This window comes from Pontibacter litorisediminis (assembly GCF_029360645.1).
GTDB classification, from domain to species: Bacteria; Bacteroidota; Bacteroidia; order Cytophagales; family Hymenobacteraceae; genus Pontibacter; species Pontibacter litorisediminis.
This window is the reverse complement of sequence record NZ_JARDUA010000002.1, coordinates 496,566-517,577: the sequence shown is the minus strand read 5'-3', so window position 1 is coordinate 517,577 and position 21,012 is coordinate 496,566. Positions and strand designations below refer to the sequence as shown.

Annotated in this window: 21 protein-coding genes; 16 read left to right on the top strand and 5 right to left on the bottom strand. The window is 53.2% G+C overall.

The features are described 5' to 3' along the window. Window positions 1-286 precede the first annotated feature (286 nt). Both PXG97_RS08410 and PXG97_RS08405 read left to right on the top strand, forming a co-directional pair. The gene (locus tag PXG97_RS08410) at window positions 287-2,548 is read left to right on the top strand and encodes a Tex family protein (RefSeq protein WP_276497311.1); all 2,262 of its coding nucleotides are present in this window, start codon (window positions 287-289) and stop codon (window positions 2,546-2,548) included. A gap of 208 nt (window positions 2,549-2,756) precedes the next feature. After that, window positions 2,757-3,305: an outer membrane beta-barrel protein gene (locus PXG97_RS08405; RefSeq protein ID WP_276497310.1), complete on the top strand. Its 549-nt coding sequence runs from the start codon at window positions 2,757-2,759 to the stop codon at window positions 3,303-3,305. Window positions 3,306-3,367: 62 nt separating this feature from the next. Here the strand turns inward: PXG97_RS08405 and PXG97_RS08400 are convergent, their stop codons facing one another. Next, a complete protein-coding gene (locus PXG97_RS08400; protein WP_276497309.1) occupies window positions 3,368-3,796 on the bottom strand; it encodes a hypothetical protein in 429 nt (142 codons plus the stop codon). A gap of 72 nt (window positions 3,797-3,868) precedes the next feature. After that, a complete protein-coding gene (locus PXG97_RS08395) occupies window positions 3,869-5,275 on the bottom strand; it encodes a high affinity choline transporter 1 (RefSeq protein WP_276497308.1) in 1,407 nt (468 codons plus the stop codon). 191 nt (window positions 5,276-5,466) lie between these two features. Here PXG97_RS08395 and PXG97_RS08390 point away from each other — a divergent pair, with 191 nt between their 5' ends. The 10 genes from PXG97_RS08390 (at window position 5,467) to PXG97_RS08345 (ending at window position 14,015) form a co-directional block, all read left to right on the top strand. After that, window positions 5,467-6,384 carry a M48 family metalloprotease gene (locus PXG97_RS08390; protein WP_276497307.1) on the top strand — a complete coding sequence of 306 codons (918 nt, stop codon included), beginning with the start codon at window positions 5,467-5,469 and terminating at the stop codon, window positions 6,382-6,384. 111 nt (window positions 6,385-6,495) lie between these two features. Beyond that, entirely contained in the window at window positions 6,496-7,209 is a 714-nt protein-coding gene (locus PXG97_RS08385) for a head GIN domain-containing protein (protein ID WP_276497306.1), read from the top strand. Between the two features lie 7 nt (window positions 7,210-7,216). Next, a complete protein-coding gene (locus tag PXG97_RS08380; RefSeq protein WP_276497305.1) occupies window positions 7,217-7,807 on the top strand; it encodes a hypothetical protein in 591 nt (196 codons plus the stop codon). A gap of 166 nt (window positions 7,808-7,973) precedes the next feature. Next, the gene (locus tag PXG97_RS08375; protein WP_276497304.1) at window positions 7,974-8,189 is read left to right on the top strand and encodes a hypothetical protein; all 216 of its coding nucleotides are present in this window, start codon (window positions 7,974-7,976) and stop codon (window positions 8,187-8,189) included. 979 nt (window positions 8,190-9,168) lie between these two features. Next, window positions 9,169-10,098 (top strand): M28 family peptidase, encoded by a 930-nt coding sequence (locus tag PXG97_RS08370; protein ID WP_276497303.1) that lies wholly within the window; start codon window positions 9,169-9,171, stop codon window positions 10,096-10,098. Window positions 10,099-10,311: 213 nt separating this feature from the next. Then, on the top strand, window positions 10,312-11,082 hold the full coding sequence (locus PXG97_RS08365; protein WP_276497302.1) for a porin family protein: 771 nt from the start codon (window positions 10,312-10,314) through the stop codon (window positions 11,080-11,082). A gap of 92 nt (window positions 11,083-11,174) precedes the next feature. Further along, entirely contained in the window at window positions 11,175-12,197 is a 1,023-nt protein-coding gene (locus PXG97_RS08360) for an SDR family NAD(P)-dependent oxidoreductase (RefSeq protein ID WP_276497301.1), read from the top strand. A gap of 69 nt (window positions 12,198-12,266) precedes the next feature. Beyond that, a complete protein-coding gene (locus PXG97_RS08355; RefSeq protein WP_276497300.1) occupies window positions 12,267-12,785 on the top strand; it encodes an NUDIX domain-containing protein in 519 nt (172 codons plus the stop codon). Window positions 12,786-12,914: 129 nt separating this feature from the next. Continuing rightward, window positions 12,915-13,301, top strand: a complete 387-nt coding sequence (locus tag PXG97_RS08350; RefSeq protein WP_276497299.1) for a hypothetical protein — start codon at window positions 12,915-12,917, stop codon at window positions 13,299-13,301. 180 nt (window positions 13,302-13,481) lie between these two features. Further along, complete coding sequence (locus tag PXG97_RS08345; protein ID WP_276497298.1) at window positions 13,482-14,015, top strand: dihydrofolate reductase family protein; 534 nt, start codon at window positions 13,482-13,484, stop codon at window positions 14,013-14,015. Between the two features lie 101 nt (window positions 14,016-14,116). On the opposite strand, the gene PXG97_RS08340 is transcribed toward PXG97_RS08345, so the two are convergent. After that, window positions 14,117-14,827 carry a hypothetical protein gene (locus PXG97_RS08340; RefSeq protein WP_276497297.1) on the bottom strand — a complete coding sequence of 237 codons (711 nt, stop codon included), beginning with the start codon at window positions 14,825-14,827 and terminating at the stop codon, window positions 14,117-14,119. A 54-nt stretch (window positions 14,828-14,881) separates the two neighbouring features. Beyond that, a complete protein-coding gene (locus tag PXG97_RS08335; protein WP_276497296.1) occupies window positions 14,882-16,741 on the bottom strand; it encodes a glycoside hydrolase family 3 protein in 1,860 nt (619 codons plus the stop codon). A gap of 192 nt (window positions 16,742-16,933) precedes the next feature. On the opposite strand from PXG97_RS08335, the gene PXG97_RS08330 reads away from it, so the two are divergent. The 4 genes from PXG97_RS08330 (at window position 16,934) to PXG97_RS08315 (ending at window position 19,968) form a co-directional block, all read left to right on the top strand. Continuing rightward, the gene (locus tag PXG97_RS08330; RefSeq protein WP_276497295.1) at window positions 16,934-17,755 is read left to right on the top strand and encodes a rhomboid family intramembrane serine protease; all 822 of its coding nucleotides are present in this window, start codon (window positions 16,934-16,936) and stop codon (window positions 17,753-17,755) included. Beyond that, entirely contained in the window at window positions 17,752-18,537 is a 786-nt protein-coding gene (locus PXG97_RS08325) for a TVP38/TMEM64 family protein (RefSeq protein ID WP_276497294.1), read from the top strand. The genes PXG97_RS08330 and PXG97_RS08325 overlap by 4 nt, the downstream gene beginning before the upstream one ends. A 405-nt stretch (window positions 18,538-18,942) precedes the next feature. After that, window positions 18,943-19,329: an RlpA-like double-psi beta-barrel domain-containing protein gene (locus PXG97_RS08320; RefSeq protein ID WP_276497293.1), complete on the top strand. Its 387-nt coding sequence runs from the start codon at window positions 18,943-18,945 to the stop codon at window positions 19,327-19,329. Window positions 19,330-19,404: 75 nt separating this feature from the next. Then, the gene (locus PXG97_RS08315; RefSeq protein WP_276497292.1) at window positions 19,405-19,968 is read left to right on the top strand and encodes an HD domain-containing protein; all 564 of its coding nucleotides are present in this window, start codon (window positions 19,405-19,407) and stop codon (window positions 19,966-19,968) included. Between the two features lie 710 nt (window positions 19,969-20,678). Here PXG97_RS08315 and PXG97_RS08310 read toward each other — a convergent pair. Then, window positions 20,679-20,870, bottom strand: a complete 192-nt coding sequence (locus tag PXG97_RS08310; RefSeq protein ID WP_276497291.1) for a hypothetical protein — start codon at window positions 20,868-20,870, stop codon at window positions 20,679-20,681. Window positions 20,871-21,012 lie beyond the last annotated feature (142 nt).

Genomic DNA, 21,012 nt, shown 5'->3' with positions numbered 1-21,012 from the left:
AATGAATTGCGGTGCAAAGGTACACAATTCGGCATAAGAAAGCCCCCAGCGTAAGAGAAGGGAGGGCTATCGCGCGGCTTTATACTTTCCGTGGGCATCATTTCAGCGGATAAAGTTTTCAGGTTAGGCAATAAGGCTTAAATTTGGCGTTTCTAAAGCCCCGTGTTATACTATGCTGCGCACGGGCAAAGGCAATGTTGGCAGGAGGGGAAGGAGCAGGAGCCTTTTCACGTCTTTTATACTTTCCTGCCGCGGCGCATCACCAGAAATTGGCTTAAAGCATTATATGGAACCGAATTTAGACCATCTTTTGAAGATAGCCTCGGAGCTATCCGTTACCATCAAACAGGTAGAGGCCACCGCCAGGCTGCTCGACGAGGGCGCTACCGTACCTTTTATCTCCCGCTACCGAAAGGAGGCCACCGGCTCGCTGGACGAGGTGCAGATTGCCGCCATCCGCGACAGAATGGAGCAGCTGCGCGAGCTGGACAAGCGCCGCGAAAGCATCCTGAAGTCTATTAAAGACCAGGAGAAGCTGACGCCGGAGCTGGAGGCGCAGATCATGGCCGCCGAGACCATGGCCGTGCTGGAGGACATCTACCTGCCGTACAAGCCGAAACGCCGCACCCGCGCCACCATCGCCCGCGAGAAAGGGCTGGAGCCGCTGGCGGAGCGCCTGTTTGCCCAGGAAAGCTTCGATGTGGAGGCAGAGGCCGCCAACTTTATCTCCGAAGAGAAAGAGGTGAAGGATGTGAACGAGGCCCTGGCCGGTGCCCGCGACATCATGGCCGAGTGGATGAACGAGAATGCCGAGGCGCGTGCCACCATGCGCCAGCTGTTCGAGAAGCAGGGCGTGTTCAAGAGCCGCGTGATGATGGGCAAGGAAGAGGAAGGCCAGAAGTTCAAGGATTACTTTGAGTGGGAGGAGCCGATCGAGAAAGCGCCTTCGCACCGCATTCTGGCCATGCGCCGCGGCGAAACCGAGATGGTGCTGATGCTGACGGCCCAGCCCGACGAAGAAGCCGCGCTGGCGAAGCTGGAAAATATGTTTGTGCAGGGCAACAACGCCGCTGCCGAGCAGGTAAAGCTGGCCGTGAAAGACTGCTATAAGCGCCTGCTGAAGCTGAGCATGGAAACCGAGGTGCGCCTGAGCTCTAAGAAGCGTGCCGATGAGGAGGCTATCCGCGTATTTGCCGATAACCTGCGCCAGTTGCTGTTGTCATCACCGCTTGGCCAGAAAACCGTTCTGGCGCTCGACCCGGGCTTTAGAACCGGGGTGAAATCGGTGGTGCTGGACAAGCAGGGCAAGCTGCTGCACAACGAAACTATTTACCCGCACACGGGGCAGCACAAGGAGCAGGAGGCCGCGCAGGCCGTGCGCTACATGGTGACCCGCTTTGAGGTGGAGGCCATTGCCATTGGTAATGGTACGGCCAGCCGCGAGACAGAAGCCTTCGTGAAGAGCCTGAAGCTGCCAGCCTCTGTCATGGTGGTGATGGTAAACGAAAGCGGCGCCTCCATCTACTCTGCCTCTGAGGTGGCCCGTGAGGAGTTCCCGGACCAGGACGTGACGGTGCGTGGCGCTGTGTCTATCGGCCGCCGCCTGATGGACCCGCTGGCAGAACTGGTGAAAATCGATCCGAAAAGCATTGGCGTGGGCCAGTACCAGCACGACGTGGACCAGTCGGCCCTGAAGCACTCGCTGGATGACGTGGTAATGAGCTGCGTGAACGCCGTGGGCGTGGAGGTGAACACGGCTAGCAAGCAGCTGCTGACCTACGTTTCCGGCCTTGGCCCTGCCCTGGCGCAGAACATTGTGGAGTACCGGAACCAAAACGGACCGTTCCGCACCCGCACGGAGCTAAAGAAAGTTGCCCGTTTAGGTGATAAGGCTTTTGAGCAGGCGGCCGGCTTCCTGCGCATTCGTGATGCGAAGAACCCGCTGGATGCCTCTGCCGTGCACCCGGAAAGCTACCCAATCGTGGAGCAAATGGCCAAAGACCTGGGCGTAACGGTGCAGGACCTGATGAAAAGCGACGAGCTGCGCAAAAAGATCAACCTGAAGAATTACGTTACCGATACGGTAGGTCTGCCTACCCTGCAGGACATCATCAGCGAGTTGGCCAAGCCAGGCCGCGACCCGCGCGAGACGTATGAGGCTTTCAGCTTCACAGAGGGTGTGAACGAGATAAAAGACCTGCGTGCCGGCATGAAGCTACCGGGTATCGTTACCAACATCACCGCCTTCGGTGCCTTCGTGGACATTGGCGTACACCAGGACGGCCTGGTACACGTAAGCCACCTGTCGGATCGCTTCGTGAGCAATCCGCACGATGTGGTGAAGGTAGGGCAGAAGGTAGAAGTGACGGTGCTAGAGGTGGATGAGGCCCGCAAGCGCATCTCCCTGAGCATGAAAGGCGATCCTGCCGCAGCTAGACCTGCCGGTGGCGGAGGCGGTAACCGCAGCAAAGGCGGCAACAAACGCGAAGAAGAGCCGATGAATGACTTTCAGGCGAAGTTGGCGCAGCTAAAAGGACGATTTAAATAATCCTGAAAGTATAAATGCATCAACAGAGAGCCCCTGCCAAAGTATGGCAGGGGCTCTCTGTTTTCATAAGCTGTGTCAACTCGCAGATAAATGAGTACACATTACAATGCGCACAGAAGTAATATATAAGTATACATATGTTTGTATGTTTGATGGCTACTTCTATTTTTGCACTATAAAACATTTTATAAACTTAAAATTATAGTCTATGAAAACATTCCTACTTTCTTTAGTTGCAGTTGTTTTAGCAGCGAGTACAACATTTGCCCAAGAGCAGGGGAAACTCAAGTTGGGAGCTGGATTGGCCTACGGAACAGAAGCCGGCCTAGATGAAGATGGTGATACAAAAGGAGGCTTAGGTATTCATGTTGGCGGCGAGTACTTCTTTACTGAGAACATCAGTGTTGCCCCTAGCTTTACCTATTTCTTTAAATCGAAGATTGATTTCTTTGGTGGAGAAATGTCCGGGCAGGTAAGCACTCTGGATATTGATGGCAGGTATTACTTTGCAAGCTCCGAAAAAGTGTCTTTTTATGGTTTAGCCGGTTTGACCGTAGGATTTGCCAAGGTAGAGGTAAATGGTGATGATGGCTGGATGGGGTCAAGCGACGCATCAGACAACAAAGCTGGCCTCAACATTGGAGCTGGACTAGTTTTTCCGCTCACCGAAACACTGGATTTCAACGCCCAGCTGAAGTATAACACGCCGTTGGAACAGCTTGTGCTCCAAGCGGGCATCGCCTTCCCGATCAATTAGGGGAAAGCAGCTTTACGGCCAAAGAAGGCGGCTTCTGTATCAGCGGAAGCCGCTTTTTGTTTTTACTTAGAGGGCATGCCTGTTTCCCGAAACCACATATAAGCATCCTTCAACCGGTCGAAGAACTGCATCTCGAATGGGGTAATATGCCTTGCCTCGTCCATCATACCCTCCAATATTAACTGGCTTAGTACATCCGCAGGCTCTATCAGTGCCATTTTAACGAGGGCAGATTTATGCGCCAACTGCGGCATAACCACCTCATTAGCCCAAATCTGGTCGGCTGGTGAGATAATTCCCCCAGCCTTGTTGTTCACGAGCCAATACTTCAGCTGTTTATTGATGGCCTCGTCTATGGCGATTCGCATGCCCCGGCGGTAAACGCCCGATGGCACAACGCCATTTGCCTGCACCACCATCAGCTGATGCTCCGGTTCAGTGTAGATCACTAGCTCGGGCTCATTAAAAAGCTTTGCTTTGGTAGCAGGCATAATTTATGGTTGCTTATAATATATTGATTACTAGTGTAATATGCTTAAGGTTATGGGCAGCTTTCAGTGCAGTTAGCGAGAAGTGTACTGGTGCTGTAGCACCTCTGGCTGCTTTTGCCTGCTCAGCAGCTGCCCGGCCAGAAGGCCGGCTATACTTCCAGCCAACCCATACAGCATGGGGTTTACAGCTGTCTCAAGGTAAAGGGCCAGCAGCCATACGCCCATACCAGCCAGCATAGAGGCGATGGCTGCCGCAGAGGTGGTTTTACGCCAGAACAGGCCGGCCACCAGCGGCACAAACAGACTCACCAGGCTCAGTGCCGACGACTCGCTTACCAGTTCATAGATATTGCTGCGCAGCAAAGCCATGCTAAGCGATACCGCCGCCACCAGCAGCACACTGACCCGCGAGAGCAGCAGCAGCTGTTTGTCTGTCACGTTCTTGAGGAGGGGCTTCAGCATGTTTTCGCTGAGCACCGCTGCCGGGGCAAGTATACCGCCGCTGGCCGTGCTGATGATAGCCGAGATAAGCGCTCCGAAGAAAAGCACCTTTACCAGCAGGGAGGAGGAGCTGAGGATCAGGCCTGGCACCAACAGCTGAGCATCCTCCTGCATCAGGTGCGGGTGCAGCAGTTTGGCATAGAGTGCCAGCATCAGCGGCATGAAGGCCACTGTTAAGTATAGAAAGCCGGCCCCGATGGAGGAGGCCACCGCCACCCGCTCTGAACGCGCCGACATCACCCGCTGGAAAACATCCTGCTGCGGAATAGAGCCCAGCCCGATCGTGATCCAGAGGGCGAAATAATTAAGCCAGCTCACGCTGTCGCGCTCCTGTGGCACAAAGCGGAAAAAGTCATCTGGCAAAGCTGCCGTAACCTCCTGCAGCGGCACCTGCTGCATCAGTTCGTACGAGATATAAATCAGGCCGCCGATGATCATCACCGTCTGCACGAAATCGGTGATGGAGACGGACCACATGCCGCCCATAAACGTATAGCCCACCACAATCATGCTACCCACCACAACACCCGTCGCTGTGGAAACACCAAATACCTGGTTCATCACAATGCCCAGTGCCACCATCTGCGCCGCAATCCAGCCGAAATAGGAGATGATCATGAAAAAGCCTGCCAACTGCTCGGTCGGGCGGTTGTAGCGCTCGCGGTAGTAATCCACCATGGTGAGCAGGTTCATGCGGTAGAGGCGCTTGGCAAAGAACAGGCCCACCAGCACGAGGCAAAGCGCCGCGCCAAACGGGTCCTCCATCACGCCCAGCAGGCCATGTTGCGCAAACTCTGAGGAAGCGCCCAGCAGTGTTTCGGAGCCGAACCAGGTGGCAAACACCACCGCCGTAGAAATGTAGAAAGGCAGCTGCCGGCCCGCCAGCAGAAAGTCTGTGGTGTTCTTTACGCGTCTGGATGCCCAAAAGCCTACCCCGATGTTGAAGAGCAGGTAAAGCAGCACAAAAAGTATGAGCATGGCGAAAGGCTTTTGCAGGCTAAGTTAACACTTTCTGGGGAAACCAAAGGAGTGCAATTTCTGAGCAACTGTGGAGGCAGACCAGGGTGGGCCGCAACTTTGGCAAAGTACTTGCTATTATACTATTCGTGGCTGCGTCTGCGTTTTCAGGTATAGCCGCATCATTTCTTAGATTCTAAATAATGCCATACTTGAAGAAACTTACGATTGGACTGGGGCTGGTGCTGGCTCCGGTACTGGGCCAGGTGGCTTTGGCTGCTGTTGCACCAGCGCCTGCTGCTTCCGCTGCTACATCTGCCGATACCCGCGACATTGTGCAGGAGATCATTAATGTGGTGGGCCTGAAGCCCCGCTTCGAGCTCCGGGCCGCTGAGATTGACAACGCCGCAGCCGTGGTGTACAACGGCAAGCGCTATATTCTGTACAACGAGCGCTTTCTGGATGCCATCAACAACGCCGTGCACACCGACTGGGGCGGGGTAAGTATACTTGCCCACGAGATTGGCCACCACCTGAACGGCCACACCCTGAGCCGCAGTGGCAGCAACCCGGCCGATGAGTTGGAGGCGGATGAGTTCTCCGGCTTCGTGCTGCGCAAGATGGGGGCCAGTTTGGCAGAGGCCCAGGCGGCCATCAACCTGCTGTCGGAGGAGGAGACCTCGCGCTCGCACCCGGGCCGCAGCTACCGGCTGGCAGCTATCAGCAAAGGCTGGCGCAGCGCCAACGAGCAGCTTTTGGCAAGCGCCAGCGGCCCACAGCCCGACCACCGCGCCATAGAGCCCATGCGCAGGCAACCGCGCCTGGCGCAGCAGGAGCAGCCACAGGCACAGTCACAGCGGGCTGCCGCTCAAACTGCCTCCCTTAACAGCCGCATGGTGCTGTCTAAAGTCGTGTTCAGTAATGCGCCGCGCGAGCAGTTTTACCTGACTTCACGCCTGCACCTGGTGCACCTGACCAAAGACGGCCCTAAAGTGATCGGCAAACTGGCTAAAACCGGTAACCCGGATTATCCTTACTATTTCGAGAGCGAGTACCTGAAAACGGTGTTCATCACCGACGAAGGCATCCTGGTGAACCGGCAGGGGCAGCGGGTGGGGCACCTGTCCTAAGGCAGCAAGTATACGAACACTAAAGGCAAGGCCACGTCGCTTCAGGCGGTGTGGCCTTTATACTTTAGAATTCTATATATTGCAGTCAAATATCCTCTAAACCATAGCACTATGAAAAAACTCAAATTGCCTGCGTGGGCGTTAATGCCCCTGTTAGCCGCCTTAACCTCTTGTGGGGGCCTGTGCCTGGAAGGGGAAGGCGATGTGGAAAGCCGCATGCTGGAACTCCCGCGTTTTAACGGTGTTGATGTAAGCGGTAGCACCAAGGTATACATCCGGCAGGGCAACGAGCAGCAGGTAGAGGTGCGCGGGCAGGCTAACATCCTGGATGAGCTGGACACGGAAGTGCAGAACGATGGCACCTGGGAAATCGGGTTCGATCGCTGCCTGGGAAGCCATGAGACTGTGGAGGTATTCATCACGGTGCGGGAGCTCGAGAAGGCTAGTGTAGGAGGTTCCGGGCTGGTAGAGCTGCAGGATGTATTTAAGAGCCGCCGGTTTAAAAGCAGCGTGTCCGGATCGGGTGATGTGCTGCTGCGGCTTGTAACGGAGGAGCTGGATGCCCACATCAGTGGGTCTGGCACAATTCGTGCAGCAGGTGTTGCCGATGCGCAGGATGTCTCGATATCAGGCTCCGGCAAGTACAGGGCCTATGACCTGGACAGCCGGAAGGCAGGGATAAGTATCTCCGGCTCCGGCAGGGCAGAGGTGGCCGCAGAGGAGCAGCTGGATGCCGACGTAAGCGGAAGCGGCCGTGTATACTATGCCGGCAGCCCTCACGTTAACTCCAGCGTATCGGGCTCCGGAAAAGTAATGAAGAAATAACCAATGTATGAATATTAGAAAGATAGGAAGCTATACGCTCGTGCTGATGCTGTTGCTGTTCAGCTTTGCGTGCAAGACCAAAAACGATGTGGAGGCCTTTAAGGAGGCAAAATACGACCTGGAAAGCATTGAGCAGATGGAGCTGAACGGCATCGATTTACTGAAGAAGAAGCGTCCGCAGGACTTTTCTTTCAATGATGCGGCCACCCTGTACACTGCTTTTTCACAGAATGCGCTAAGCGCTGTCTCTACCATTGGCCTGAAAGTAGACTTGCCGGAGGGCAGTGAGGACCGCACCATGACCGTGACGCAGCTGAAGTGGCAGCTTTTAGTGGATGACAAGCATACTTTGAACGGGTTGGTGAGCGAGCCGGTGGAACTGAAGAACGGGCTCAACACCATCACCATCAACTCGCCGCTGACGTTTGCGACTGGCGAAGGCAGTAGCCAGCCAGACCTGAACCAGCTGCTGCGCTTGGCCACGCTCCTCAACAAGGACAGCGCTAAACGGCCTAAGATCACGCTGCAGATAAAGCCCACCATTCAAACCTCGGTGGGGCCTTTTGAACTGCCCACCTACATCAAGATAAAGGAATAGAGAAAAGCCAGGCACGCCGCCTGGCTTTTTGCTTTACAGGTATTTTCTTAAAAATATTCTGATGCGTTTGTAACTTTTAAGGGAATGCTACCGTAGTGGCACGTTCCTTGCCCTTCTTCTGTTAGATTTTTTTAGCCAATGTGTAATTTTTCAACTGAAGAAGAAGATGAACTACAACGATTTGAAAACTGAGGAACTGTTTGTTGAAGCCAGCGCAATCCGTTTTTACATGCGCCATTCTGGCTGGGTAAATCGAGGAGAAGTGGTAAGTTCCAAAGTAGGTTTTGAGCCCGAAGCCGATCGTACTGAAGCAATGTTTTTGCAGCAAGAACAGCAGGCGAACCGCCAGCGCAACTGGATTGAGTGGGTTAGGTCTTTGTAAGGTATAGCTGCTCTAAAAGGCAACGGCTCCTGCTGTGCTGGTCATCCAGTGTAGCAGGAGCCGATTTGTTTTACAGATACAGTTTACTTTAAGGCCACTGTTTCCTGTAACCTGATGAGGCTTTACTCTCTTCTGCTTCTCTGGCGCAAGCGTCCGCTTCTGCCTTCCATGGCCCCCTGCTTTTCGCAGCCTGAGCTAATCCCCTGTTGGTGTCCGGACATACTCGTCCTGAACTTTTGCTGCTGCGGATTTCCTGATCCGGGTGAGTCATACTTTATACCTGCCAGCCATCTTGGCGCAAGTCTTCAGACTTGTGTCCTACTAATGATGTTGAGTCTGTGACTTGACTGGCTTGAAAAGCCATACTTATACTTGAGCTACACATTATACTTGCTCTGGCGCAAGCGTCCGCTTGTGCCTTTCCTGCTGCTTTCTACAACTTGAACTAAGCTATCCTTACTAGCCACTGCTGATCCACAGCCTTATAAGCAGCCCTCCGCTAGCGCGAGCTTTTAGCTCGTATTGCCCCTGCTTCCTGCAATCAGAACTAAGCTATCCTTGCTAGCTGCCGTTCATCCACAGCTTTACAACTTTGGTTGTTTCATCTCTAGCTTTCTGCTCTCCAGCCCGTGAGGGCTCGTCTTCGGGCATCGCGCTGGGAGCTTTTCCTTCCCTCGTACCTCGGGCTGCCTCACTGCCGTTCGGCACCGGAAAAACTCGCATAGGCGCTCAACCCAAGGACTGGGTGTCATTCCAATAGCCTCGGCTGACGGTGCTTGAACCGAGCTCCCTTCCCTGTTCTTAGGGGAGGGCTGGGGTGGGGTCATACTTTTGCTGATGCTACCCCAGCAGCTATGAAACTTATACTTTAGCCAAAGCAGTTACAGAACTCCCCTCCCAATCCAACAATAAATAAACTCCCGCGTGGCTATACTTGCCAATACCACCCGCGAGAGCTATCTTCGAATTTTAACAACCTATGAAGAAGTCACTCGCTCTTGCGCTTGTGCTGGCCACCCCTTTTGTTACCCTGGCACAGCAAAGTAAACCGGATGCCGCGCTGCTGTTGCGGGATGTAAAAGTGCTTTCTGCCGACTCGATGCAGGGCCGCTTAAGCGGTACGGACGGTAGCCATATGGCGCAGGAATATATCCTGAAGCGCTTTGAGCAGTTGGGGCTGAAGCCCTTTAACGGCAGCTATAAGCAGCATTTCAGTATAAACTCCAAACGGGCGCAGGTAGAAAAAGCCACCAACTTGGTTGGCTACATTCCGGGCAAGTCCGATAAAACCATAGTAGTTACTGCCCACTACGACCATGTTGGGCAGCGAGACGGGGACATCTACAACGGTGCCGATGATAATGCCTCTGGTGTTGGGGCGCTTTTAGCAGCGGCGGCACACTTTACCAAACACCCGCCCAAGCACACCCTTGTTTTTGCGGCCCTGGATGGCGAGGAGCTGGGCCTGCAGGGGGCTAAGGCTTTCCTGGATAACCCGCCATTGCCGCTGCAGCACATCCTGCTGAACGTGAATATGGATATGCTGAGCATCAACCAGAGAGGTGAATTGTATGCTAGCGGTACCTACCACTACCCACAGCTAAAGCCGTACCTGCAAAAGGTAAAGCCACGCAAGAACGCGCGCCTGCTGCTGGGCCACGATCGCCCGGAAGAAGGACAGAACGATTGGACCAGGCAGTCGGACCACTACCGCTTTCATGAGCGCGGCATCCCGTACGTATACTTTGGCGTGGAGGATCACCCGCACTACCACAAGCCCACCGACGATTACAAGAACATCAATCATACTTTCTACCCCGATGCAGCGGCTCTGGTCATCGATTTTCTGGAGCTAATGGACACGCACCTGGAGCGCCTTCCAGCACAGAAGGAGCAGGGGCAGCAGTAAAGGTTTGGGCCTCCGCTACCAGATCAGGATAGTCATTGTATATACTATACTTTAACTATTCTGATATTCGCATATATTTATCCTGAAACTGCTATCTTTCTTAACCGGAAACCGTAGAGAAGAGAAAGCTACAGGCTGCATGTGAGGCTGAGCGGCAGAAACTGTTGCCAGCCTTGCCGCCTGAGGTAAATGATGTTAAACCTGTCTGATAAGATGAGCAGGAAGCCATACTATTTATTCATACTCTTTTCTCTTCTCTTACTCTACCCCTGGGATGTGCTGGCACAACAGCAGCAGTACCGGTATAAGCGCAGCAGCAAAACAACAAACATGCTGGAGCGTGGCTGGGTGATACTGGTAGGCGGCGGTGTTGCAGCCGTTAGGAGCGATATCTGCGGCACCCCGAGCTGCATTGATTTCGGGCCGAACGTGAGTGTGGGCGGCTTGTACAAGTTCTCGCCATACATCGGTGTGAGCGGCACCCTGGATTACGCCAAGCTGGGGGCCGTGGAAAAGAACCAGGAGGCGCCGCTGAACATTGCCTTTGAGTCGGAGGTGATCGAGTTGTCTGCCTCTGCGGTGATAAACCTGCTGGATACCTATGCAGGCTCCGGCAACTACCGCTCCAAGCGGAAACGCTTTATGGTGCCCTACTTCCGCATCGGTATAGGAGGTTTATACTATAACGCTACCTCTTTCCCGGCCGATCGTAGCCTCGACGACTCCCAGACCACTTACGATCCGCAGCAGGATTATCCGGCATTTGCCGCAGTGGTGCCTGTGGGCGGTGGTATCCGTTTTTTCATCAACGATGAGTTCAGTATTGCCGGGGAGGCCGTGTACCGCATCACCAGCACCGATTTGCTCGATAACATTCCTGCCGTGCTCACCAATGGCTCCCGCCGCGACGAGTATGGAGTGCTGGCCGTTAAGCTGCAGTATACCCCTGTTCTCAAAAACAAGATATTCTCCAAGAAGCCGTAGCCGGCTTATACTTAACCCCGCTATTTCTGCCACCGTAGAGGTAAAGGCAGGTGCATTTCGGCGCCTGCCTTTATTTTTATACTTCTACCGCTATGGAAACAAAAAACAAGAATACCCTCTTCTGGCTTGCCGCCGGAGTAAGCGCCCTGGCCGTGGGGCGTGCCGTAACCCGGATGCTTACTGCCTATGATTTTAACGGCAAAACCGTGCTGATCACAGGCGGTAGCCGCGGGCTGGGATTGGTGATGGCGCGGCAACTGGCAAAAGAGGGGGCAAGACTGGTGCTATGTGCCCGCGACGAAACGGAGTTGGAGAATGCCCGTATGGAACTGGCCGGAAACGGTGCCGAGGTGCTGGTGCAGAAGTGCGACGTAACCGACCAGCAGCAGGTAAGCGACATGATCACAAACGTGCAGAATGAGTTCAGCCCGATCGATGTGCTGATTAACAACGCGGGGGTCATTAGCGCAGGGCCTGTGGCCGAGATGACGGTGCGAGAATTTGAGGAGGCGATCAACATCCATTATTGGGGTCCGGTGTATACGACGCTTGCCGTACTCCCAAGTATGAAAGCCCGTGGCGGCGGCCGCATCCTTAATGTTGCCTCGATCGGGGGGATAATAAGTGTGCCGCACCTGGTGCCTTACAGCGCCAGCAAGTTCGCTCTGGTGGGCTTATCCGAAGGCTTGCGTGCCGAACTGAAGAAGTATAACATTCTGGTGACAACGGCCACACCAGGCCTAATGCAGACGGGAAGCCCGCGCCATGCCGTCATTAAGGGGCATCACAAGGAGGAGTACACGCTGTTCAAGATCATGGACTCCAGCCCGCTTACCTCTATTCCAGCCGAAGAGTCGGCCAGGAAAATGCTGAACGCGCTGCGCCATGGCGACGCCGCTGTCACTACCACTTTCTTTGCTGCCATGGGCGAGGTGCTGCACAGGCTCTCTCCGGGCTTAACTACAGATATCCTGGCTTTGGTAAATGCCGTACTGCCCGGCGAAGGGGGCATCGGGAAGAACAGGGCCAGAGGCTATGAAAGCGAGACACAACTGTCTGAGTCGTGGCTGACGGAGCGCACGCAGAGAGCCGCTGCTAAAAACAATGAAATGTAGGCTTATGCTTTCACAAAGTATAAATCTACTTCAGATTTACTATATTTAAAAAGGCACACAATCACCCTTATGAAAATCAAGAACAGAGAGAAGGCCTATGATGGCTATTTTAAGATCTATAGACTAACGGTGGAGCAGGAGGGGCAAACCTTTACCCGGGAGCAGTTCGACCGTGGCGATGCCGTGGCGGCGCTGGTGTTTGACACTGAGAAGCAGCAGTATATTCTGACCAAACAGTTCCGGGTGGGCTCTGAGTCGGAGCTGGTGGAGGTTGTGGCCGGCATGGTAGACCAAGGCGAGCAGCCAGAGAAAAGTATAAGGCGCGAGATTGAGGAAGAGACCGGCTACCATGTGGACAGCCTACAGCACCTGCACACGTTTTACTCCTCGCCGGGCGGCACCACCGAGCGGGTGATGCTCTACTATGCCGAGGTAACGCAGCAGAACGGCAAAGGCGGCGGCAACGAGCATGAGCATGAGTTTATCGAGATCCTGCACCTAACAGCTGAAGAGCTGGATGCCCTGGAGACCCCAGACGCCAAAACCATCATCGCACAGCAATGGGCAAGGCTAAACAGGCAGAAGTAGTGTGCAGCTCTGATTGCCTCTAACTGGTTTTTCAGTTAAGCCAAGTATAGCACGCCCATCAACTCATTCCGTTTAGCCGACTACCATAGGTCGGCTAAACGGAATAAACTACAGGTATACACTAGTTGTGTGGCATTTGAAAGTATTAATTTAAAAGAAGAAATAGTAGGTCCCAGCTACTCCAGCCGTCCAAATTACTCTACTGGACGGGCTGGAAATTATGACTTCTTTACTTTTAAATGCCTAAGCTGTGGGAGTTCTATACAAATTGACTTACTAAAGCAAATCGAATACTCTTGGAAAGGCAAAACAGACAGAATTAGTGAAGACGAGCAATCAGAGTTAAAGCAACACTATTCTATTGGAATAACTCAAAAATCTCATGACGGGGGGCTACCAGTATTTGACAAAGTATTATGCTCTAAGTGTTCAGCATCCTATTTCACCTACTGCGGTGTAAGTGAGTTCAGTAATTCTGCCTATAATGTCTTTGTTCAAGGAATTGTGAAAATATAAATAGGTTGTATAAGAAGAAAAACGCCACACAACAACACCTAAACGTTAGCCTTCGGCCGACGGCCTTGCACATCGTTTAGCCAAGTACGTTGAACAAGACAAAATTCTGAATAGTCGTTTTATCACAAAGTAGTAGGCAGTGCTCTATTTTGATATCGCAAGAAATATAATAAAGGACAAATGCGGAAACTATCACTTTTTATTGCAACCAGTCTGGACGGTTATGTTGCAAAGCCACATGATGATCTCAGTTTCTTAAAATTGGTAGATAAGGAAGGCGAGGATTATGGCTATGCGCAATTTACCTCAACCGTTGACACCATTATTGTTGGCAGAAAAACCTACGATTGGGTCCAAAGGGAAATAGGGGCCTCTCATTACGATAACGGGGATCGGGACGTGTATGTAATAACAAGAACAGAAAGGCCAAGTGTTGGTAGAACAAAGTTCTACACCGGAAACCTGACTGACTTAGTGCAACAACTAAAGTGCCAAGACGGAAAAGGTATCTATTGTGATGGTGGGGCAGAAGTAATAAACGAACTTCTAAAAAATGACCTGATTGATGAGTTCACTATTTCAGTCATTCCTGTGTTGGTAGGTGATGGAACAAAGCTGTTTAAGGACGGCCGGCCGGAGCAAACACTTGAATTGATACATGCAAAAGCATTTGATACAGGTTTAGTACAGGTACATTACAGGCGCAAAAAATAAGAAACAAACCGCCAATAACAGGTATAAGCCGGAGCTTGTGATATCCAGTTTTCACAAGCTCCGGCTACGCTCTGGCCTGTGGCGGCACAGGGTTTTGCTTTCTACTCTTCCACGCTCCTAAACATATCCTTCGTGTCAGCAGCTCCCTCCAGCGTGAGGTACTCTGCCTGTAGCGTGCGGATCTTGAGCCTGTCCGATGTACTGATCTGGCCTTCGAGCTGGCGGCGGCGGTCGTTTAGCTGGCTGTACACGTGGTCCACGTAGTCCCAGTCGTTTTGCGTCCAGTTGCTGCGTTTGGTGCGTACGGTACCCATAAAAGTAAGGTAAGCCTCCCGCATCTGCGATGGCTGCAGCTGGCTCAGGTCGCTGTACTCGCGGAGCAGTTGCTCCCGCCACTCCGTTACCTTAGTAGCCTCCAGCGGCTGCTGCATACGCCGTTCCTGGCGCTCTTCCCAGCTGCGGTAGCGTTTCTGCAGGTCCTTGTATTCTGCCTTCGACTTGTCTGAGAGGCTGTCGAACTTGGTCTCCAGCTCGGCATTGCGGCGGCGGAGCTCCTCTTTTACCTGTGGCCACTCGCGCCGTATGGCTGTGTCGCCTTTCTCAGCCTGCTTGTTCAGCCAGCCCCTAAACTCCTCCAACTCCTTCTCCGCCGATTCTCCTGAGCGTACCACGGTGGCGGTGTCACGGTCATCTGTGGTTACCACACCTTCCTCGCCTTCAACCTCACGGCGGCCATCGCAGCTCCAGAGCAGGGCAGCTAAGCAAAGTATAAAAGATAGTCTCAGGGTATAGGCGGCCTTTTTCATCAGCATGTTTCCTTTGTTTTCGTTTGATGCTATAGTACGAAACTTGCTGGTTCAGGATACTTAAGGCGTAACAGGACCTGCGATAAATGGCTTATTTAGGTAAATGCCGTCGCCAAACGCATAGTGCCTGTTCACGGTAACGGGCAGTTTGCCCTGGGCCGGCACCTTGCCGAAGATAACCCCGGCCGCTGCTGCCTGCGCGTGGAAGTACCCCTGGTAAGCCACCAGCAGTGCCCGGCTGTCCTCAATGTCCGGGAACTGGTTGAGCGTATAGGCATTGTTGAATAGCGTGATAACAGCCTTGTTAGACTTAGCCAGCTGCTGCACTAACCTGGTGGCGTCTTTAGAATAGGCTAGGTTATTGGTCGGGCGAATGGAAGGGCCATAGAGCGCCACCAGCACGACGTCATACTTTTTTAGTTTTTTCCACAGCTTCTTTGTTTCACGGGCATCCGCCTTGCGCGAGATAAAAAAGTCGTCAGTCTCGGGAGTGAGCTGCTTTACCTGCCGCTGAAATGCTGTGACCCGGTCGGCCCCTACCGAGAGTGTGGCAATCGACATACGGGGTGCCTGGTGTAGCGGCAGCATCTTTTTCCTGTTATTCAGCAAGGTAATGGCGTTCTCGGCGATATTCTTGTTGATGAGGTCGGCAATGGGCGGGTTCAGGTCCTCGTACAAGTTGTCCAATGCCACTGGCTTATACTTATCCAGCCCCAGCCACTGCTTGGCCGCCAGTATACGCTTGCAGCGCCTGTCGATCTCCTCCTGTGTCAGGTCCCCGTTCTCGATGGCCTCCTGCACAGCCTTTATGGCCTTGGGCACGCTGTTCAGGCGCTCCAGCACATCATTGCCGGCCATCAGGGCCCGCGCTTCGGCCTCGCCCGGATCAAAGTACTTGGTCACTCCCTTCATCACCATGGCGTCTGTAAAGATCAGGCCTTTGTAGTTAAGCTGCTGCTTTAAAAGGCCGGTGACGATGGGCTTCGAAAGGGTAGAGGGTATGTTGGTGGTAGGGTCGAGCTGCGGGATGTGCATGTGGGCCACCATCATACCGCCCAGCCCGCTTTTGACCAGCTCCCGGAAAGGGTAAAGCTCCAGCGAGTCGAGACGCCCGCGGCCATAGTTTATCACCGGCAGGTCGTAGTGCGAGTCCACATCGGTATCGCCGTGGCCGGGGAAATGCTTGGCCACGGCCATGATGCCGCCGTCCTGCATGCCCTGCATGTAAGCAATGCTTTTGGCGGCCACGTCATACTTGTCTTCGCCAAAGGAGCGGTAACTGATTACCGGGTTTTTTGGGTTGTTGTTCACGTCGGCCACCGGGGCAAAGTTAATGTGCATGCCCAGCCGCTTAAACTCCTGTGCCACCTCCACGCCCATGCGGTAAATAAGGTCGTTATCGGTGAGGGCACCCAGCATCTGTTGCGAAGGGTACTCCACCGTGGAGTCCAGGCGCATGCCCACGCCTGTTTCAGCATCCATGGAGATCCACAGCGGCACCTTAGAGGCGGCCTGGTACTTGTTGGTGAGGTTTGCCTGCCGCACCGGGCCTCCCTGGAAGAAGATGATCCCACCTACTTTATACTCTTTTATCAGACGCATCACATCAGCATTATACTTCGGGCCTTTATTGGAGAAGGCCTCTATGATAATAAGCTGCGCGATGCGCTCCTCAGGTGTAAGCGTGTTAAACACGGAGTCTACCCAGTAGGAAGAACTGTCTTCCAGGGCCGTGATAAGGGTAGAAGGCCTGTGATAGTCTGAGGCACGCTCTACCGGGAAAAACTGCCGCTGCTCCTCTGAGTAGCTTCGGTTCTGCGCATCCGAGCCCTCGCAGGCGTACAGGAGCACTGCCAGCAGGGGCAGCATCCATAGCCTTAAGACAGCGAGGCGGCTCGCCTTATGTTGAGTCCTGTGCATGTTGCTTTAATAACGCACCAGTTTGTACTTTCTTGCCTCCGGCCGGTGCCTCCGGGGCTGTAGCAATGCAGTGTTTATACCTTTTACGGACCTGCCAGCCATTCAGTACGTTAAAAATTACTGATTAGGTAAAGGATACGGAAGCGGTTTTTGTTCATTTTGGCTTATCTTTAATCAAACACAAGCTAATCTATGGCCTTTTTTATTCCCCGAGAATACACACAGAACCTTACTCCGGAAGCGCCGCATTTTGGCTACAGCTTTCTGCCGGGCTTGCTGTTTGTGGCCCTGATGTGGCTGGTAAGCCTGCTCAGTTACCTGACAGGGGCCGACCTGGCGTTTATGGGAATCATGCCCCGCAGTTTCCTGGGGCTGATCGGCGTGTTCTTCGGGCCGCTCATCCACAGCGGGCTTTTGCACCTGCTCTCCAACACCTTTCCGCTGGTGCTGCTCTCCGGCCTTATACTTTACATGCACCGCCGGGTGGCCCTCAAGGTAGTTGTGCTGGTATACCTGCTGAGCGGGCTGCTGACCTGGCTGATCGGGCGGCAGGCGTACCACATTGGGGCGAGTGGCGTGGTGTATGGGCTGGCGGGGTTTCTCCTTTTTAACGGGTTCCTGCGGCAAAACCGCGGCTCCATGGCCGTGTCGCTGGCGGTGCTGTTTCTGTACAGCGGCCTCTTCTACGGTTTGTTTCCGGGAGAGGAGCGGGTGTCGTGGGAGGGGCATGTGGCAGGGTTGCTCAGTGGGCTGGTGGCTGCCATCGCCTTTGGCGAGGGGGAACCAACGCAGGCTACGAATAAGCCTCTAGAGCCGGATGTGGTGCAGCGGCACGTGAGCAGCACCGTTGGGCGGCATTACCAGCACATGTTTATTAGCTACAGCGTTGTGCCGAACAACGGCAAACAAATCTATACCTATACTTTCGATGCGGCCAACATATCGGCAAAAGTATCAACCCAAGCAGCTCCTGTTTCGTCTAAACCTAGGACGAAGCACAGAACACAAGTATGAGCGAAAAGCAAAAGCATAGCAAGCACCATCACACAGGCGCTTTCTGGGAGCAGCAGAAGGAAAACCATGAACAGCCGGCGCAACAGGAGGAGGAGGTTAAGCAAAGCAGGTGGCCCCTTATTATCACAGCTATCATTATTGCCCTGCTGGTGGGAGCCTATTTAGTGCTGCCGGGTTTCCAGCAAGGGGTAAAAGAGGGCTGGGAGATATTAACCAGCGGCAACAAGCAGCGCATATCGGACTGGGTGAGCCAGTTTGGGTTCTGGGGACCTTTCTTTGTGATTCTGGCCATGGTCGCCCAGATGTTCTTGCTGGTGATAAACGTGGTGGCGCTGATGCTGGTGGCCATTATCGCTTATGGGCCGGTTTGGGGATCGGTTATTGCCGTTAGCGCCGTGGTGGTGGCCTCTACCGTGGGCTTTTGGATTGGCCGCGGCGTTGGCGAGGCGGGCGTGAGTAAACTGATCGGGCAGAAGTCGGAGCGGAAGGTGGCCGGCTGGATGGATCGCTACGGCATCTGGGCGATTATCATTGCGCGCGTGTCGCCGTTCCTTTCCAATGATGCAGTCAGCTTTGTCGCAGGGCTCGCGGGCATGGGCTACTTTAAGTTTATCAGTGCTACCCTGGCCGGTATCGTGCCGCTCACTATTCTGCTCGCCTGGCTCGGCGAGAACAACGACCGCCTGAAGAACGGCCTGATCTGGGTTTCAGCCGTCAGCGTGGCCATCTTCATTGGTTACCTGGTTTACCAGAAGTATTTCCATAAAGATAAAAGTGCCTGAGCGGCAAGCGTGTTCTTAGGCTTATGCCACGGAGCTTAAGCTGCTTGTCAATACTAAGTTACTGTCTTGTCATCATCAAAGGATAGCTCCATACCGGCAGATAAATATTAATTTATGTTATAATATATTTTATTTAAAATTATAAAATTCTTATGCTTTAAATCTTTAGCTAAATCAGCGATTATTTGCTTTTCGTGCAGCATTGCAAAACCCTTCTGAAAAAGTGTCGTTTAAGCGGGTTATTGTTAGAAAATCGATGTTTCACGAAATGGACTGCTTATGTTTAGGATTAAAGTACTCGCAGCCGTGTTCTATGTAGTGATAGCACTGGCAGAAGAATTGTCCTTCTTTGAAGCTGACTCCCCCGCTCCGAATGTCGAAGCAAAACACCTGGAATGGCCCCCCATGGAAGATGAATCCAGGGCCGACGAACTAAGGGTGCTACCCGAACCGACCCCAACGCTTACCGTTACCGCATCTATATACCATCCTGAGCCCGGCCAAACTGATTCCTCTCCCTACATTACCGCCGACGGCTCCCGTATCAACAGAAAAGACCCAAAACAACACCGATGGATTGCCGTGTCTCGCGACCTGCACAGCAGGTGGGGCGGTGATGTAGAGTTCGGTGATTCACTGTGGGTAACCGGAATTTCAGAAGAACTAGACGGCCTTTATATTGTGCGCGATATCATGAACAAGCGCATGCACCAGCAGATCGATATACTAGTAGGAAAGAGGGACCCCATTTACGGCAAGTGGGAGAACGTGCATATCGCTAAGCTGGACTAGCTTTTCAAATTGTGACTTTGGCTCCTGCAGGATTATCGTTACCTTAGGTTGATAGGAAATAAAGAAACTATAACGATGATAACATATCCGGAAGCCAGGGCCATACTGGAGAGTATGACAAAAAGCGATAGCCTGCTGCGCCACGCCCGTACAGTAGAGCTGGTAATGCGTGCCTACGCCGCCAAACTGGGGGAAAACGAGGAGCAGTGGGGCATCACGGGCCTACTGCATGATGCCGATTATGAAGCTTACCCAGAGCAGCACCCGAACGTGATCGTGAGCCAGCTGCGTGAACGGGGCGAGGAGGATATTGCCCATGCCATCTCGGCACACTACACGAAATGGGGCGTACCGTACAACTCTCTGCTGGACAAAGCCCTGCTTGCCTGCGACGAGGTAACAGGTTTTATTGTGGCCTGCGCCCAGGTGCGGCCAACCCGCCTGCAGGGGCTGGAGGCAAAGTCTGTGATGAAGAAGCTGGGCCAGAAAAGCTTTGCCGCCTCCGTGGATAGGGAAGAGGTAAAGCTGGGAGCCGAGAAGTTCGGGGTGGACCTGAAGGAGCACATCAGCTTTATCATTGAGGTGCTACAGCAGCACCAGCAGGAACTACAGCTACAGCCTGTGGAAGAGCAGGCTTAGTGGCGAGTGCACAAAAGTATAAAAGAGGGGCAGCTACTGGTAAAGTAGCTGCCCCTCTTCTGCTTGGGTGGGAGAGAAGTGGATGTGCTAACCACTCTGCCCCTCCTTGTCCAAGGAGGGGAGTTCACCTCACCCCAACCCTCTCCTAAAAACAGGAGAGGGAGCTCTGTTCAAGCTCCGTATGCTGGAGCTATCGAACATGTTCCCAGTCCTTGGGTGGGGGTAGGGGCCCTCGAAAAAGAGCGCCTTCTAGATTTCCGGTGCCCGAAAGGGCATTGCGACAGCAAAGGAAATGTAGACAGTGCGATGCCTTTATCGAGGGCCCCTACCCCCAAGACGAGCCCGCTCGGGCTGGAGAGCACCAAAGCCAGCTATGGGAAGAGCAAGTTGTAAGGCCGTGGATGAACAGCAGCTAGCATAAATAGCTTAGACCAAGCTAAAGAAAGCAGCGGCTTTAGAAGTATATAGAGCCCAAGCAAGTATAAAATTCGGTTTACACGTATCTGGAGATCCGCAGCAGAACTGGTTCTGGACAAGAATGTCCGGAACAGCGAGAAAGTAACTATGAAAGTATAAAAAGACACGAGTTGCAAACTCGCGCCAGCGAAGGGAGGCAGCGGAAAATCAGCCGCAGCTAGTATGAGCAACCAATTTCAGGTACGGAGAGGTATGGCTGTGACAGGACATACATTAAAAGCCCTGCCGCTTCCCTACAATATATAATCCCTTAAAATCTCAAAGCCTTCTTTATCATCTTTAGCCTGTACCACCTCATCTATCACAAATTGGATTTCCTGCTCCGTCCAGTTTTCTTTTTCGGCGGCCTTTACAAACAGATCAAGGGCGGCAAAGCGGGAGCCCTGTGCAGGCAGCGTGGCTTTAACTTTCTTTCGGATGCGCATACTCTGGTTTTTTGCCTCAATTTACGAAGTCTGCGGTAAATAGCACCTCTGCTTTATACTTTGCCATTCTCTCAGCAAGCTTCTGGAACAAGGGCGACCAGTTAAATGTGAACCTAAGGGCTCCCATAAGCTTAACTCTTTC